Annotated in this window: 12 protein-coding genes; 4 read left to right on the top strand and 8 right to left on the bottom strand. The window is 67.5% G+C overall.

Going from position 1 to position 16087, the window contains the following annotated elements; all coding sequences use genetic code 11:
* Positions 1 to 227 precede the first annotated feature (227 nt).
* From QCD75_RS18745 to aspS, 4 genes are all read right to left on the bottom strand, one after another.
* The gene (locus QCD75_RS18745) at positions 228 to 695 is read right to left on the bottom strand and encodes a hypothetical protein (RefSeq protein ID WP_301230939.1); all 468 of its coding nucleotides are present in this window, start codon (positions 693 to 695) and stop codon (positions 228 to 230) included.
* A 306-nt stretch (positions 696 to 1001) separates the two neighbouring features.
* A complete protein-coding gene (locus QCD75_RS18750) occupies positions 1002 to 1502 on the bottom strand; it encodes a GNAT family N-acetyltransferase (protein WP_301230940.1) in 501 nt (166 codons plus the stop codon).
* A gap of 96 nt (positions 1503 to 1598) precedes the next feature.
* Positions 1599 to 2384 carry a GNAT family N-acetyltransferase gene (locus QCD75_RS18755; protein ID WP_301230942.1) on the bottom strand — a complete coding sequence of 262 codons (786 nt, stop codon included), beginning with the start codon at positions 2382 to 2384 and terminating at the stop codon, positions 1599 to 1601.
* 150 nt (positions 2385 to 2534) lie between these two features.
* Entirely contained in the window at positions 2535 to 4352 is a 1818-nt protein-coding gene (aspS, locus tag QCD75_RS18760) for an aspartate--tRNA ligase (protein WP_301230943.1), read from the bottom strand.
* A 107-nt stretch (positions 4353 to 4459) separates the two neighbouring features.
* Between aspS and QCD75_RS18765 the strand changes: the two genes are divergently transcribed.
* Positions 4460 to 5746, top strand: coding sequence for an APC family permease (locus QCD75_RS18765; protein ID WP_301230944.1), 1287 nt, complete (start codon positions 4460 to 4462; stop codon positions 5744 to 5746).
* Here QCD75_RS18765 and hisS read toward each other — a convergent pair.
* Positions 5743 to 7107 (bottom strand): histidine--tRNA ligase, encoded by a 1365-nt coding sequence (gene hisS, locus QCD75_RS18770; RefSeq protein ID WP_301230945.1) that lies wholly within the window; start codon positions 7105 to 7107, stop codon positions 5743 to 5745. The two genes, QCD75_RS18765 and hisS, sit on opposite strands and share 4 nt — an antisense overlap.
* Before the next feature lie 258 nt (positions 7108 to 7365).
* On the opposite strand from hisS, the gene QCD75_RS18775 reads away from it, so the two are divergent.
* The 3 genes from QCD75_RS18775 (at position 7366) to QCD75_RS18785 (ending at position 10661) form a co-directional block, all read left to right on the top strand.
* On the top strand, positions 7366 to 8178 hold the full coding sequence (locus tag QCD75_RS18775; RefSeq protein WP_301230946.1) for a peptidylprolyl isomerase: 813 nt from the start codon (positions 7366 to 7368) through the stop codon (positions 8176 to 8178).
* A 61-nt stretch (positions 8179 to 8239) separates the two neighbouring features.
* Positions 8240 to 9910, top strand: a complete 1671-nt coding sequence (locus QCD75_RS18780; RefSeq protein ID WP_301230947.1) for a DUF349 domain-containing protein — start codon at positions 8240 to 8242, stop codon at positions 9908 to 9910.
* Between the two features lie 145 nt (positions 9911 to 10055).
* Positions 10056 to 10661: a hypothetical protein gene (locus QCD75_RS18785; protein ID WP_301230948.1), complete on the top strand. Its 606-nt coding sequence runs from the start codon at positions 10056 to 10058 to the stop codon at positions 10659 to 10661.
* A 36-nt stretch (positions 10662 to 10697) separates the two neighbouring features.
* Here the strand turns inward: QCD75_RS18785 and QCD75_RS18790 are convergent, their stop codons facing one another.
* From QCD75_RS18790 to secD, 3 genes are all read right to left on the bottom strand, one after another.
* A complete protein-coding gene (locus QCD75_RS18790) occupies positions 10698 to 13091 on the bottom strand; it encodes a RelA/SpoT family protein (protein WP_441005518.1) in 2394 nt (797 codons plus the stop codon).
* Positions 13092 to 13264: 173 nt separating this feature from the next.
* Positions 13265 to 14290, bottom strand: a complete 1026-nt coding sequence (gene secF, locus QCD75_RS18795) for a protein translocase subunit SecF (protein ID WP_301230950.1) — start codon at positions 14288 to 14290, stop codon at positions 13265 to 13267.
* Positions 14291 to 16057, bottom strand: a complete 1767-nt coding sequence (gene secD, locus QCD75_RS18800; protein WP_301230951.1) for a protein translocase subunit SecD — start codon at positions 16055 to 16057, stop codon at positions 14291 to 14293. It lies immediately after the preceding gene.
* Positions 16058 to 16087 lie beyond the last annotated feature (30 nt).

Below are 16087 nucleotides of genomic sequence, written 5' to 3' on the forward strand. Positions count from 1 at the left end.
GCCGTGGACGCCGCGACAGCCGCCAGGGCCTCCCTGCTCTCCACGCTCAACGCTGTCCGGCTATCCACACTTTCAGATTAGAGGGAGCCTCCGACAAAAAATCGACATCGGCTCTGCGTGCCAGCCCGACACCGGAACCGCCGTCCGGCCCGGCATCCCGTTGCCTTACCCGCGCCTCGGCAGCCCGCAGTCACTTGGGTCCCACCAGCACATGACCAGCTTGATCGTCAGCCGGCAAGTGGGAGAACTGACGAGTCGGAACCTGCCGGAAATTCCGTCCAGGTCCGCATCGGCGAGAGTGCGATTGGGACCGCGGAGGCGCCAGCGAGGAGTGCCCAGATCCAGAGCACCGGCTGGACACCTATCCATGCGGACAGTGCGCCACCGGCAAGGCTGGCGACAGGCATGATGCCGAGGGTAAAGAGCCTGCTGCTGGCCGTAACTGCTCCGAGCCTGCGGGACACGGCAATGCGCGGGATGATTCCGGCGCCGGCTACCGAGATAACCACTACCAGGAATGCCCATCCGAACGCGGAAACGCCGAGCCATAGTGCCGGGAACCACGGCAGGACCGGGGCAAGGGGCATCAGCGCGACAGCCGGGACGCAGGCGATGCCAGCGAGAACCCTCGTCCTTCCGATGCCGAGCCGGGTCAGAATCGCTGGCGCGGAGAACGAGGCAACAAGGCCACCCATGGCAGCGAATGTGCTGAGCAACGCGAAAGCGGCGGGGCTGAGCCCCAGGACGTTGAGGGGACCTGCCGGAAGTCGCCGCCGTCGCCTCGCAGGTCGAAGAGCGACTGAGCGCCTGGGTCGGTACCGCGCGTGAACGGAAAATCAGCTGGGCGCGCATTGGCGCGGCCCTGGGAATGACCAGGCAATCGGCGTGGGAGCGCTTTCAGCCGCCGCGCTGACAGTCCCCGCGCAGGTGGCCGCCCCCTGAACAATCCAGTCGCACGTCCCTGGATACAACGCCGCCGGTCTGCCCTGATGCACCGTGACTCAGGCGCTCAGCTCACCGAGAGTGATCCAGTAACGCAGCACAGCGCCGCTGCCTGCGGCATCCTCAATGATGCCGCCATGGCGCATAATCGTCTTCGCCGAGGCGACGTTCTCAGCCTCGCAGACAAGCAGCACACGCTCCATGCCGAGTGCCCGCGCCTCGCCGACCATCCGGCCTAGAGCCCAGGTGCCCAGTCCGCGCCGGCGCGCGGACGGCCGGATACCATATCCGATGTGTCCGGCCCACGGCACGAACTCGTTTCCCTCGTGACGCAGGGCGATCCCGCCGAGCACCTGGTCACCCTCAACAATCCAACGGTGCGTACAGCGCCCCGACTCCCCGGCCAGCCGCGCCAGCCAGGCCGCGAACCCGGCTGGCGTATCGACGTCGTCCGCCGGCAAGAGCCCGAACCCGTCCTCGTGGACGCCGGGACCCCATTCGGCATGCGCCCCGAGCCAGGCTGCCCGCAAACGTCCGATAGGTTCGATCAGCTCGGGCATGCCGCAACTATATCGATCCAGCTCGACCCGGTCGGCAGATCACCGCCGGGGATCCTCGCCTGAGGTTCTGAGCGCGGGCAATCCCATGGGCGGCGGTCAGCAGCCGGTCAGGTGCCGTTTCGGCCGTTCCTGCCGGTAGAGGTACCGGCCGGCGGCCCGGAAACCGGCGCGGGCGTAGAGTTCCCGGGCTCCGGCATTGGAGGCCATCACGAGCAGCCAGTAGCTGCGGAGGCCACGGGCGTCCCCTTCGCGGAGCAGGGTGTGCAGGACCCGGACGGCGTAGCCGCGCCGCCGGGCGTCCGGTCGGGTCGCCATGCAGTACAGCCCGCCCCGGCTTCCTGCCCTGCCGGCAGGAACAGCAAGGCGCCCGACGGCGGCGGGACGGCCGTCGTCGTCCCGCACGAGGGCGTACAGCGACGGGCAGCGTTCGAGGATTCCGCGGGCGACGGCGAGGGCAGCATCGTCGCCGCGGCCGTCCACGCTCCACCACAGCCGCAGCCACTCCGCGGAGGGCGCGGCGGAAATCTCCACGCCGCCCGACCGCGGGGAATCCGTGCCGGCGTCCCGGACCAGCACCAGGGTCTCGGACTGGCGGGTAAACCCTTCCTCGTCGAGGACGGCGTTGAGCGGCGCAGTATGCGGGTCCTCGAAGACCTGGAAGATCAGCGGCAGCCGGCGTTTCCGGTACCAGAGGCGCGCCTCCCGGAGCGTGGCCGCCAGACTGTCCGGGTCCGCCCCGGGGTCGCGGGGCCAGACCGAGTTGGCCCGCTGGGTCACGCCGGAGGCGGCCCGGAGCACCCAGCCGCCGGATTCCACCCGCTCGGCGGCTGGCCACGCGGCATCCATCAATGCCTCAAGCCCGGCTATCGGTTCCGGTTCCATGGGGTCCCCTCCCGTCCCACTCATTTTCCAGCCTCAACGTCCGCCACGTCTGCGTCCGCCACGTCTGCAACCTGCGTCCGCCTCGTCCGATGCTGCGACAGCAAAGGCTCCCCGGTTCCCCGGAGAGCCTTTGCTGCCGAACAGGTCAGGCTAGTTGGTGCCGTCCTGGGACTTCTTAACGTCTGCCGCCTTCGGTGCGGCTGCCTTCGCGGCTTCCGGCCTGAAGTCCACGCCGGCTTCCTTGCGCTGCTGCGCCGTGATCGGGGCAGGCGCCTGGGTCAGTGGGTCGTAGCCGCCGCCGGACTTCGGGAACGCGATGACGTCGCGGATGGACTCGACACCGGCCAGCAGGGCGACCACCCGGTCCCAGCCGAAGGCGATGCCGCCGTGGGGAGGCGCGCCGAACTTGAAGCCCTCGAGCAGGAAGCCGAACTTCGTCTGCGCATCCGCCTTGTCCAGGCCCATCAGCTCGAAGACCCGTTCCTGTATGTCGCTCTGGTGGATACGGATCGAACCGCCGCCGATTTCGTTGCCGTTGCAGACGATGTCGTAGGCGTAGGACAGTGCCGACTCGGGATCCTTGTCGAAGCTGTCCATGAACTCGGGTTTGGGCGAGGTGAACGCGTGGTGCACGGCGGTCCACTGCCCGGCGCCGACGGCGACATCGCCGGATGCGACGGCGGCGGCTGCGGGTTCGAACATCGGGGCGTCCACCACCCAGCAGAAGGCCCAGTCGCTGGGGTTGATGAGGCCGGTGCGGTGGCCGATCTCCACGCGGGCGGCACCCAGCAGAGCGCGGGACGGTGTCTTCTCACCGGCGGCGAAGAAGATGCAGTCGCCCGGCTTCGCGCCGACGGCGCCGGCAAGTCCAGCGCGCTCGGCGTCGGTGAGGTTCTTGGCCACCGGGCCGGTGAGCTCGCCGTCTTCCTTGTACAGGACGTAGGCGAGGCCTTTGGCGCCGCGCTGCTTGGCCCATTCCTGCCAGGCGTCGAGGGCGCGGCGGGCCTGGGAGGCTCCGCCGGGCATCACGACGGCGCCGACGTAGGGTGCCTTGAAGACGCCGAAGTTGGTGTCTTTGAAGAACTCGGTGAGCTCGGTGAGTTCCAGGCCGAAGCGCAGGTCCGGCTTGTCCGAGCCGTACCGGGCCATCGCGTCGTGATACGTGATGCGCTGGATCGGCGTCGGGATCTCGACGTCGATCAGCTTCCACAGTGCCTTGACGATGCTTTCGCCGAGACGGATGATGTCGTCCTGCTCGACGAAGCTGGCTTCGATGTCGAGCTGGGTGAACTCCGGCTGGCGGTCCGCGCGGAAGTCCTCATCGCGGTAGCAGCGGGCGATCTGGTAATACTTTTCGAAGCCGCCGACCTGCAGGAGCTGCTTGAACAGCTGCGGGGACTGCGGCAGCGCGTACCAGGAACCCGGCGCCAGGCGCGCGGGGACGACGAAGTCGCGGGCGCCTTCCGGCGTGGAACGCGTCAGCGTCGGGGTTTCGATCTCGACGTAGCCGTCCTGGTGGAGCAGTTCGCGGGCCACGCGGTTGGCCTCGGAGCGCAGGCGCATGTTGCGGGCGGGGCCGGGGCGGCGCAGGTCCAGGTAGCGGTGCTTGAGCCGGGCTTCCTCGCCGACTTCGACGTGCTCGTCGATCTGGAAGGGCAGCGGCTCGGAGGTGTTGAGGATGGTGACCTTCTCGGCCATGACCTCGATCTCGCCGGTGGCCAGCGCCGGGTTCTCATTGCCCTCGGGGCGCCGGGAGACGGTGCCGGTAACCTGCAGCACGTACTCGTTGCGCAGCCCGTGGAAGACTTCCTCTTCACGGACGACCACCTGGGACACACCCGAGGCGTCCCGCAGGTCAACGAAGGCGACACCACCGTGGTCACGACGCCGGCCGACCCAGCCGGCGAGGGTTACGGTTTGTCCAATGTGCTCGGAGCGAAGGGATCCGAGGTCATGTGTGCGCAGCACAGCACGCCTTTCTGAAGAAGACAGAGGGAAATCAGAACTCATGTTCAATAGGATCGCTACAGGAACGATCCCGTTCGAGTTTACCCGTTGGAAAGGCACCTCCCGCCATGGCAAGCCGGCCCCAGAGCACGCCGTCCCCTGACCTGCCCACCCCCCAGCGTCTGCAGCGCCGGCTGGGCGTTCTCGATTCGACCGCCATCGGGCTCGGCTCCATGCTGGGCGCCGGCGTCTTTGTGGTCTTCGCGCCGGCTGCTGCGCTGGCGGGATCCCTGCTGGCCCTCGCGGTGGCCGTGGCCGGGGTGATCGCGTACTGCAACGCGGTGGCCTCCGCGCAGCTGGCCGCCATCTACCCCTCCAGCGGCGGAACCTACGTCTACGGGCGGAACCGGCTGGGCGAATGGCCGGGCTTCATTGCGGGCTGGGGATTTGTGACCGGCAAGACCGCGTCATGCGCGGCGATGGCGCTGACGTTCGGCCATTATGTGGCGCCGGCGTTCGCGACGCCACTGGCGGTGGCCGCCGTTGTGGTCCTGACCGGGGTGAACCTGCTCGGGATCACCCGGACGGCACTGCTCACCCGCATCCTGCTGGGTGTGGTCCTCGTCACCCTGGCCTTTGTGGCCGCCGCCGCGGTTCTGGGGCCGCATGCTCCATCTGACGGTGGCGCCGGTGCGGCGGCGGGCGGCTGGGGCGTGCTTCCCGCAGCCGGGCTGATGTTCTTTGCCTTTGCCGGCTATGCGCGGATCGCCACCCTGGGCGAGGAGGTCAAGGACCCCACGCGCACCATCCCGCGGGCCATATTCGCGGCGCTGGCCGCCGCCTTCGTGATCTACCTCGGGCTGGCACTGCTGCTGCAGTGGCAGCTCCCGGCGCAGCAACTGGCCGGGTCGACGGCGCCGCTGCTCGACGCCGTCGCCAGCTCGGAGCTCAGCGCCGGCGCCCCGTTCGTCCAGGCCGGCGCTGCTGCGGCGTGCCTGGGCGCCCTGCTGGCGCTGATCACGGGAGTGGGCCGGACTGCCATGGCGATGTCGCGGGAACGCGATCTGCCGTCCCCGCTGGCGAGGGTGGGCGGCGCCCACACCGTTCCGTACCTTGCCGAACTGGCTGTCGCCGCCGCCGTGATCGTGCTGCTGCTGACCACCAACGTACTGACGGTCGTGGGCTTTTCCAGCTTTGGGGTGCTGATCTATTACTCGGTGACCAACGCCGCTGCCTTCACCCTGCCCACGCGTCCCTGGCATGCGCCCCGCTGGCTCAATGTGCTGGGATTCCTCGGCTGCCTGCTCCTGGCCGTCACCCTGCCGCCCGCCTCGGCGCTTGGCATGGCGGCGGTGCTGGCCGTGGGCCTGGCCGGGCGTTTCCTTGTGCTGCGGCGGCGGAAGGCCGCGGCTTAGGCCTTCAGGACCCGCACGTGCAGGTCCTCCGCTGCCGGAGCCCAGGTGGCCGGATCGGCGTCGACCTGCTCGCCGGAGCGGATGTCCTTGACCTGGTGCTTGCCGTCGTCGTCAGTGAACCAGACAAACGGGATGCCGCGGCGGTCGGCGAATTTGATCTGCTTGCCGAATTTCTCGGCCTTTGCCGCGACCTCGGTGGAGATCCCCCGGCTGCGCAGCTCCGCGGCGACGTCCTGCGCCGCGCCCCAGCTGTCGTCGCTGTTGAGCGCCACCAGGACGGCGGTCGGTACGGACCGGGTTGCCCTGGCGAGGTCCTGGCTCAGAATCCTGGAGACGAGTCGGGTCACGCCGATGGAGAGGCCGACACCCGGGAACTTGCGGTTGCCCTTGCTGGCGAGGGCGTCGTAGCGTCCGCCGGAGCAGATGGAGCCGAGCTGTTCGTGCCCGACCAGGACGGTTTCCACCACGGTGCCCGTGTAGTAGTCCAGCCCGCGCGCGATGCTGAGGTCCGCGACGACCTTGCCCGGGGCCCGCTGGACGGCGGCCGCGATGACCTGCTCCAGTTCGGTCAAACCCTCCTCGAGCAGCCCGTTGCTGACCCCCAGGTCACGGACCTGCGCCACGAAGGTGGTGTCCTGGGTGCGGATCGAGGCGAGCTTGAGGGCGGACTGTGCCTGCTCCTCGGTGGCGCCGAGCTCGGACTTGAGCAGTTCGGCCACCCTGGCCGGGCCGATCTTCTCGAGTTTGTCGATGCTGCGCAGCACTCCGGCGGTGTCGGTGAGCCCGATGCCGTTGTAGAAGCCCTCGGCCAGTTTGCGGTTGTTGATCCGGAGCAGGAAGTCCGGAATCGGCAGGGCGCTGAGGGCCTCGGCGATGACCAGCGCGATCTCGACGTCGTACCGGAACGGCAGTTCGCCGTCGCCCACGATGTCGATGTCCGCCTGGGTGAATTCGCGGGCGCGGCCTTCCTGCGGACGCTCGCCGCGCCAGACTTTCTGGATCTGGTAGCGGCGGAACGGGAAGGCGAGATACCCGGCGTTTTCAACGACGTACCGGGCGAACGGCACGGTGAGGTCGAAGTGCAGGGCCAGCGCGTGCGGATCGCCCTTGTGCGACGCGGCGCTCTCCGCGTTCGTCGCGGTTGCGCCGTCGTCGTCCTGCAGCCGGCTCAGCCCGTAGACCTCTTTGTCGATCTCACCCTTGCGCAGCAGCTGCCCGACTGTCTCCACGGCCCGGGTTTCAATGGAGGAAAAGCCGTGGAGTTCGAAGACCCGGCGCAGCGTGTCCAGCACATGCAGCTCCACCAGCCGCTCCTCGGGAAGCCACTCGGGGAATCCGGACAGGGAGGCGGTGCGTGCCATGGTGGATTTTCTCCTCAGATAAAACCGGCCGGAGTCTTCCGCGCCGCGCCGGGGCCGAAACGGGGCGTCCGAAACGGGACCAGATGGGCTGCAGACAGGCCGGTCATGCATAAACTGTGTGCGGCAGTCAGTTTATGCTTTCCGCGCCCGCATCTTCTAATGCGGCCGGGTAGGCCCGGATTGCCGGCAGCTTGACCGCTGGACCCGCGACGACGCCCCGGCGCTGTCCCGGTTTCGGCCCTACACCCAGGAGGACTTTTGGCGGCCAGTTCACGGAGCGCGCGCGAAGCCAAGCGGCGCGTCCAGCAAATGGAGGCAAAGCGCGAGCTGCGCAAGGAGCAGGACCGTCGCCGGAAGCGTGACAACGTCCTCGCCGTCGGCGCAGGAACGGCAGCGGTCGCCGTTGCGCTGGTGCTGCAGCTGACGGTCTTCTCCTCCAATCCAACCGAGGCCGAATACGCTGCCGCCCAGGCCGGGCTCACCAGCCCGTCCGCCACGCCGGACGCCACGCCGTCGGCCTCCCCCAGCAACGCCGACAACATCCCGAAGCCTGAAACGGCCGCCGGCCAGACCTTCACCGGCGAGCTCAGGCTCAACAGCGGCACGCTCGGCGTCGAACTCGACGGCACCAAGGCACCCCAGGCGGCCGCCGTCTTCAAGTCCCTGGCGGACCAGAATTTCTACGCCGGGCTGAACTGCCACCGGCTGACCACGGCCGAAACGTTCGGCGTGCTGCAGTGCGGCTCCAAGGCCGGCGACGGCAGCAGCGATCCGGGCTACACCTGGGGCCCGCTGGAGAACACTCCCCCGGACAACAAATACCCGGCCGGGACCATCGCCGTCGCCAGAAGCGGCGGAAACGCCTACGGCAACGGCACCCAGTTCTTCATCGTGTACAAGGACACCGTCATTCCGGCCGATGCCGCGGGCGGCTACACCGTGGTGGGGAAGGTGACCTCCGGCCTGGATGTGGTGGCAAATATTGCGGCCGCCGGACTAAAACCCGGTGATAACGCCACAGACGGCGCCCCCGCGGAACCAGTCACGATAGACTCGTTCTCTCTGAAGTAACCAGCCGTTGCCCTCTGGGCCACGGCCCCGGTATTTCCCTCCAAGCGAAAGACTTCTAGCGGTGACAGACAGTCAGAAATCCGACGAAACAGTGTCAGCAGCAGCTGCCAACGAAACCGAAGCCGAGGCTTCGTTCGTAGAACACAGCACAGCGCAGGCGACCGACACTCCCACCAACACGGTGCCAGAGACGGCAACCGGGCCGGACGCGGAGGCCACTGCGGCCGACGCAGCGGCTCCCGCCGGCGAGACCGCAACCGAGGCTCCCGCCGAGGAGACCGCAGCAGAGGCTCCGGCCGCACCCGAGGCTCCCGCCGAAGCGCCGTCCGCAGCAGAGGCTCCCGCCGAGGAGACCGCACCCGAAGCTCCGGCCGCAGCGCGCCCCGCGCCCTCACCGGCAGCGTTCGCCGCCCGGCCGAAGGCCAAGCCCTCACCGGCAGCTCCGGCCGCCGCACCGGCGTCGGTCTCCTCCGCAGCCTCGCTGGCCGAAGCCGCACGCTGGGGCCGTGTTGAAGGCGACGGCCACGTGTTCCTGACTGTCGACGGCGAGGAACACGCTGTCGGCCAGTACCCGGGTGTCAGCGATGACGAGGCCCTGGGCTACTTCGCCCGGAAGTACGACGACGTCACCGCGCAGATTCTCCTGCTGGAACAGCGTGTCAGCTCCAAGGCGCCCAGCACGGACATGCAGAAGACCGTCACACACCTGCGCGAGCAGCTGGCCGAGCGCAACATGGTGGGCGATATCCGCTCCGCCGAGGCCCGCCTGGACACTCTCGCCACGCAGATCTCCGATCTCGAAAAGGCCGAGAAAGCCGAACACGACGCCGTCCGCGCTGCCGAGCTGGCCGCCCGCGAGGCCATCGTCGCCGAGGCCGAGGAGATCGCAGGCCACGACCCGGCCCAGATCCAGTGGAAGACCTCCAGCGCCCGGATGAACGAACTGTTCGAGAGCTGGAAGACCGCGCAGAAGAGCGGCGTCCGGCTCGGCCGCAGCAACGAGGACGCCCTCTGGAAGCGCTTCCGTGCCGCCCGTACGGTCTTTGACCGCCATCGCCGCGCCTACTTCTCCCAGCTGGACAGCACCAACTCGGCAGCCAAGGCCGTCAAGGAGAAGCTGATCGCCGAGGCGGAAGAACTGTCCTCCTCGACCGACTGGGGCTTCGCCGCCGGCGAATACCGCCGCCTGATGGACGAGTGGAAAGCATCACCGCGCGCCAGCCGCAAGGACGACGACGCCCTCTGGGCACGGTTCCGTGCCGCCCAGGACGTCTTCTTCACCCACCGGCAGGCAGCCAACGACGAGATCGACCAGGAATACGGTGCAAACCTCGTGGTCAAGGAAGCCCTGCTGGCGGAAGCCAGCGAGCTTCTTCCGATCAAGGACCTCGCCGCCACCAAAAAGGCGCTCCAGTCCATCCGCGACCGTTGGGAAGAGGCCGGCAAGGTTCCGCGTGCTGACATGGCACGGGTTGAAGCCGGGCTGCGGAAGGTCGAGGACGCCGTCCGCCAGGCCGAAGACGAGAACTGGAAGCGGTCCAACCCGGAGACGAAGGCCCGCACCAACAGCGCGCTGACTCAGCTGGAGTCCGCCATCGCCGGGCTCCGGGATGACCTCGCCAGGGCCGAGAAGGCCGGCGACAAACGGAAGATCAAGGCCGCCAAGGAAGCTCTCGTGGCCCGCGAGGCATGGCTGGAACAGCTGGAGAAGTCAGCGAGCGAGCTTTCCTAGCCGCCATGCAACTTTCCTCCGCCATGCAACTTTCCTAGCTGCCATGCAATAGGCAGCGAGCTGCTTGAGTCAGGCCCCGTACCGGTTATCCACATGACCGGGACGGGGCCTGTTGGCTTTTGAACGGACCGGACACTATGGCCGTATGGTCATTGTTCCAGGCCCCTCCGCGCCGGACCCGCCGCCGCCAGAGCTGTACTCCCCCGGGGCACTTTTCTCGTGGCCCGAGCTTCAGGCGATGGCGTCCGACGGCGTGCTGACGCAGCTCTCCCAGCAGGGCTACCTGGCGCCCGGAACACGGCCCACCCCGCAACTCCGGGCCCGCGCGGCGTCCATCCTGATCCGTCCGGCCATCCGCCAGCGGGTTGTCGCAGGCAGGATGACGGCGGCCTGGATCTACGGCTGCGCCGCCGAACCGGACCGGCTCGCACTGCTCGTGGATGCCAGCCGGCGGATTTCCAGTCTCAGGTCCACCCGTGGCTGCACCCTGCACGAGGTGCGCCTGGGTCCGTACGATGTCGTGAGCCTGGGCGGGCTGATGGTCTCCAGCCCGCTGCGCACCTCCGTGGACATCGCCCTGCACGTGGACCACGAACGGGCCGTGCCGGCGCTGCGGGCCCTCCTGGCCAGGCCCGAGCTGGGCCTGCGCCTCCGGCTGCTTATGCTCGCGGTGGAGGCCGCCCCGAGGATGCCGCACAAGAGGGCAGCCCTGGCGAAACTTGAAGACCTGCGGGCCGGCCCGGCACCCTGAGGACAGGCCCGGTGGACCGCCCGGCAGCAGCTGAGGTCAGCTGCGCCGCCGGTTGCCGGTGGTGCGGTAGACGTCGAAGACCCCGTCGATACGGCGGACGGCGCTCAGGACGTGGCTCAGGTACTTGGGATCGCCCATTTCGAAGGCGAACTTGGAGATGGCCACCCGGTCCGTGGAGGTGTGCACACTGGCCGCCAGAATGTTGACGTGGTTCTCCGACAGGATCCGGGTCACATCCGAGAGCAGGGACTTGCGGTCGAGCGCTTCGACCTGGATTTCGACCAGGAAAACGCTCGACTGGGTGGGTGCCCATTCGACCTCGACGATCCGGTCCGGCTGCTCCCGCAGCCCGCTGACGTTGGTGCAGTCCGTCCGGTGCACGGAAACGCCGGAGCCGCGGGTGACGAAGCCCAGGATCGGATCCGGCGGCACCGGGGTGCAGCAGCGGGCCAGCTTGACCCAGACGTCGTCCACGCCGCGCACCACGACACCGGAATCGGAGTACCGGGTTTTGGTGACCTGGGTCGGGATGGAAACCTCGCTGAGGTCGTCCTCGGGGGTTTCATTGCCGCCCAGGCTCTCCACGAGGCGCTCCATGACGGACTGCGCGGAGGTATGCCCGTCGCCGACGCCGGCATAGAGGCCGGAGATGTCAACGTACTTGAAGTCCTCGGCTATCGCGGCGAGGGCGTCGTGCGTCATCAGGCGCTGCAGCGGAAGGTTCTGCTTGCGCATCGCCTTCGTCAGCAGCTCCTTGCCGCGGTCGATCGACTCCTCGCGGCGTTCCTTGCTGAACCATTGCCTGATCTTGTTGCGGGCGCGGGCACTCTTGACGAAGTGCTGCCAGTCCTGGCTGGGCCCGGCACCTTCAGCCTTGGAGGTGAAGATCTCCACCCAGTCGCCGTGGTTCAGCTCGCTGTTGAGCGGTACCAGCTTGCCATTGACGCGGGCACCGATGGTCCTGTGGCCCACCTCGGTGTGGACCGCATAGGCGAAGTCCACAGGCGTGGAGCCGGCGGGCAGGGCCATGACCTCGCCCTTCGGGGTGAAGACGAAGACTTCCCGGGCGTTGATCTCAAAGCGCAGCGAGTCGAGGAACTCACCCGGGTCCGAGGTTTCCTGCTGCCAGTCCACCAGGGACCGGAGCCAGCCCATGTCGCCGTCGCGCGGGCTTCCCGGCCCGGCCGCCGTGCGGTTCGGCTGGTCCTTGTACTTCCAGTGCGCCGCGACGCCGTATTCGGCGCGGCGGTGCATCTCATGGGTGCGGATCTGGATCTCCACGGGTTTGCCGCCCGGGCCGATCACCGTGGTGTGCAGGGACTGGTACATGTTGAATTTGGGCATCGCGATGTAGTCCTTGAACCTCCCCGGGAGGGGGTTCCAGCGCGAGTGCATGGCGCCCAGTGCCGCGTAACAGTCCCGGACGGAGTCGACCAGGACCCGGACGCCCATCAGGTCGTTGATGTCGTCGAAGTCCTTGTCCCGGACGATCATTTTTTGGTAGATGGAGTAGTAGTGCTTTGGCCGGCCCGTGATGGTGGCCTTGATCTTGGCCGCGCGCAGGTCCTCGGTGATCTGGTCACGGATGACGGAGAGGTTCTTTTCGCGCTCCGGCGTCCGGTCCCCCACCATCCGCACGATTTCCTCGTAGACCTTCGGGTACAGGGCCGCGAAGGAGAGGTCTTCCAGTTCCCACTTGATGGTGTTCATACCGAGCCGGTGCGCCAGCGGGGCGAAGATCTCCAGGGTTTCCCGGGCCTTGCGTGCCGAGGACTCGGCCGAGACAAAACGCCACGTCCTGGCGTTGTGCAGCCGGTCGGCCAGCTTGATCATGAGGACCCGGATGTCCTTGGCCATGGCCACAACCATCTTGCGCACGGTCTCCGACTGCGCGGCCTCGCCGAAGCTGACCTTGTCCAGTTTGGTGACACCGTCAACCAGCATGGCCACTTCCGGACCGAATTCGGCCTTCAGGTCATCCAGGGTGTACGAGGTGTCCTCGACGGTGTCGTGCAGGAGCGCCGCGGCCAGGGTGGTCCCGCTGAGACCCAGCTCGGCCAGGATGGTGGCCACCGCGACCGGGTGGGTGATGTAGGGATCGCCGCTCTTGCGCTTCTGGCCGCGGTGGCAGGTCTCCGCCACGACGAAGGCACGCTGGATAAGGTCGAAGTCCTCTTTGGGGTTGTTGGCGCGGACAGTGCGCAGCAGCGGCTCGAGAATGGGGGAATACGCGGGGGCGCCCCGCCCGGTCAGCCGGGCAAGCCGGGAGCGGGTGCGCTCACGCCGGCCGGGGAAAGTCGGGCGCGCCCCGGAGCTGTCCACGGGGACAGGCGGATCGGCACGTCCGGGAGCCACCACACCAGTCTGTGAACCCTGGCCTGGAGCCTTATCCACCGGCGCTGCTGGCACCGGCGTCGAACGTTCTTCCAATGGAGCACCTCTCCGAACCCGTTAATTCTTCCAGTGTATTCCCGCGGCAGGATACATCGATAACCGGCGGCGATACGGCGACGGGCCGGAGAGCGTCAGGAATGACGTTCTCCGGCCCGTTGGGGCCGCCAGGTGGCATCCCGGCGGTGAGCTGTCCGGCTGGGCCGTGGCGGCTAGGCCGTGGCGGACGCCGCCGCCGCAGCGTCGGACTTGGCGGCAGCCTGGGCCCGGCGCTGGTGCACGCGCTGGGCCTGCTTGACCAGTTCCGGCTCGCCCTGCCGCAGCCACGCGTAGAGCGGTGCAGCGATGAAGATCGTGGCCGCCGTACCGATCAGGATCCCCACAAACAGGGCCAGCGAGAGGTCCCGCAGCGTGCCCGCGCCCAGCAGCCCGGCGCCAATGAACAGGATGGCACCCACCGGGAGGATGGCCACCATCATGGTGTTGATGGAACGGACCAGGGTCTGGTTGACAGCCAGGTTGACTTCCTCACCGAAGGTCCGCCGGGTGGAGGCCTGCAGGTCCGAGGTGTTCTCGCGGATCTTGTCGAAGACCACCACGGTGTCATACAGCGAATAGCTCAGCACGGTCAGGAAGCCGATGATGGCCGAGGGCGTGACCTCGAAATCGCTGAGGGCGTACACGCCGGCCGTGATGAACATTGTCACAAGCATTCCCACGAGTGCCGAGAGGGACATCTTCCAGGTCCGGAAGTACAGCGCCATCAACACGGCGGCGAGTCCGACGAAGATCCCCAGGCCCAGCAGGGCCTGCTTGGTGACGTCAGCACCCCAGGTGGGGCCGACGAACGTGGACGTCACCTCGTTCTCGGTCACGCCGTAGGCGTTGGTGAGGCCTTCCTTGATCTGCAGCGTCTCATCGTCGGAGAGCTTGTCCGTCTGGATGCGCATGGTGTTCCCGGCGACGTTTGCCACCCGCGGAATGCTGCCGGGGACGACGTCCGTGACGGCTTTCTCACCGATGGCAGCGTCGGTGGTTTTCACGTTGGAGACGGTGAACTCCGAGCCGCCGCGGAATTCGATGCCGAGGTTGAACCCGCCTTTGGCGACGGGCAGCAGGATCGAGAGCGCAACGAGGACGGCTGCGATCAGGAACCAGATCTTCTTGGATTCCACGAAGTCGTACGAGCGCTTGCCCGTGTAGAGCTCATTGCCGAATTTGGCAAAGCTGCTGGCCATTTAGTTGCCCTCCTTGGACGTGCTCTTGGAGGAACCGGCAAGCTGTTCCTGTCGTTCCGCGAGGCGTCGTTCTGCAATGGTCATCCGGCGTTCGGCCTCAGCCGTGGCGCCGGTGTTCTTGGCGCGGAGCGCGGCAGCAGCCGCCGGCTTGTCCGCAGGAGTGCGGAGCCGGCCCGCGCCCCGGTACAGGGGAACGGCGCCGAGGCTCTTCGGATCCAGTCCCGAGAACCGGTGGCCCTCCCCGAAGAATCTGGTCTTGGCCAGCATCTGCAGGGTCGGGTGGGTAAACATAAAGACGACGATGAGGTCGGCGATGGCCGTCAGGCCGAGTGTGAAGGCGAAGCCGCGGACGTTGCCCACCGCCACGAAGTACAGCACCAGGGCGGCCAGGAGGTTGACGGCCTTGGACGCCAGGACGGTGCGCTTGGCACGCTTCCAGCCGTTCTCGACCGCCGACACGAGGCCGCGTCCTTCACGGAGCTCATCACGGATGCGTTCGAAGTAAACGATGAACGAGTCAGCGGTCTGGCCGATGGCCACAATGATGCCTGCGACGCCGGCGAGGGACAACCGGTAATTCTCTGTCCAGCCCAGAATACAGATGGCCAGGTACGTCAGCGCGCCGGCCACCACGAGGGATGCGACGGTGACCAGGCCCAGCGCCCGGTACTGGAACAGCGAGTACACCACCACGAGCAGCAGGCCGATCAGGCCAGCGAGCATGCCCATCCGGAGCTGCTCCCCGCCGAGGGTCGCCGAAATCTGCTGTTCGCTCTGGATCTCGAAGCTGATCGGCAGGGCGCCGAAGCGCAGCTGGTCCGAGAGGGCCTTGGCCGACTTCTCGGTGAACCCGCCGGTGATCTGCGGACGGCCGTCCGTGATGACGGCGAGGGACCGCGGAGCGGAGATGACCTGGTCGTCAAGGACGATCGCGAACTGGGACTTCGGATCCGAACCGCCCTGGGCGCCGCCGGCGGCGTAGAACTGGTAAAGCCGCTCGGTGACTTCCTTGAACTTGGCGGTACCTTCCGCGTTGAACTGGATGTTCACAGCCCACTCGTTGGTCACCGCGCCCTGGGCGCCGCGCTGCAGCTGGAAGGTGGACCCAGAAATCATCGAGCCTTTGACCTCTACCGGGCCAAGGATGTATTTGATCGCCGGCGAGTTGGCGGAGGCCGGTTCGCAGGTGACCAGCGGCTTGGCCGGGTCGGAGCGTTCCTGCTTGTCCTGCGAGGGGTTGTCGCAGTCGAGCGTCTCGAACTTCTTGTAGATCTCCGGGGTAACCCAGTTGATGTCGCTGCCGTTGGTGGGCTCCGCGGTGGGCTTGGGCAGCTGGTCTTCCGGGGTCTGGGACTCCGCGGGGACGGCTGCACCGGGCCCGGCCTGCAGGACAGGCCGGAAGTTCATGTCGGCGGACGCCTGGATCAGTGCACGGGTTTCCTTCGACGGTGTGCCCGGGAGGCTGACGACGACGTTCCGTCCGGACTGCGTGCTGATTTCAGCCTCCGCGACGCCGGAACCGTCCACGCGCTGGCGGATGATCGCCACGGCCTGGTTGAGCTGGTCTTCGTTGATGTCCGAACCGCCCTCAACCTTGGGCGCCAGGATCATCTGGGTGCCGCCTTCAAGGTCCAGGGCGAGCTTGGGAGCCCAGCTCGCCTGGCCGGCCATGGTGCCGCCTGCCAGGACGGCGGTCAGGACGGCGAGGATAACGCCGAGCCAAACCAGCACCCTGAGGGCTGAGTTTTTGGGGCCAGTTCGTGCCATTGTCGATCTTTCTATTAATTACGGAGGAAC

This window comes from Arthrobacter sp. PsM3, assembly GCF_030433895.1.
GTDB lineage: Bacteria > Actinomycetota > Actinomycetes > Actinomycetales > Micrococcaceae > Arthrobacter.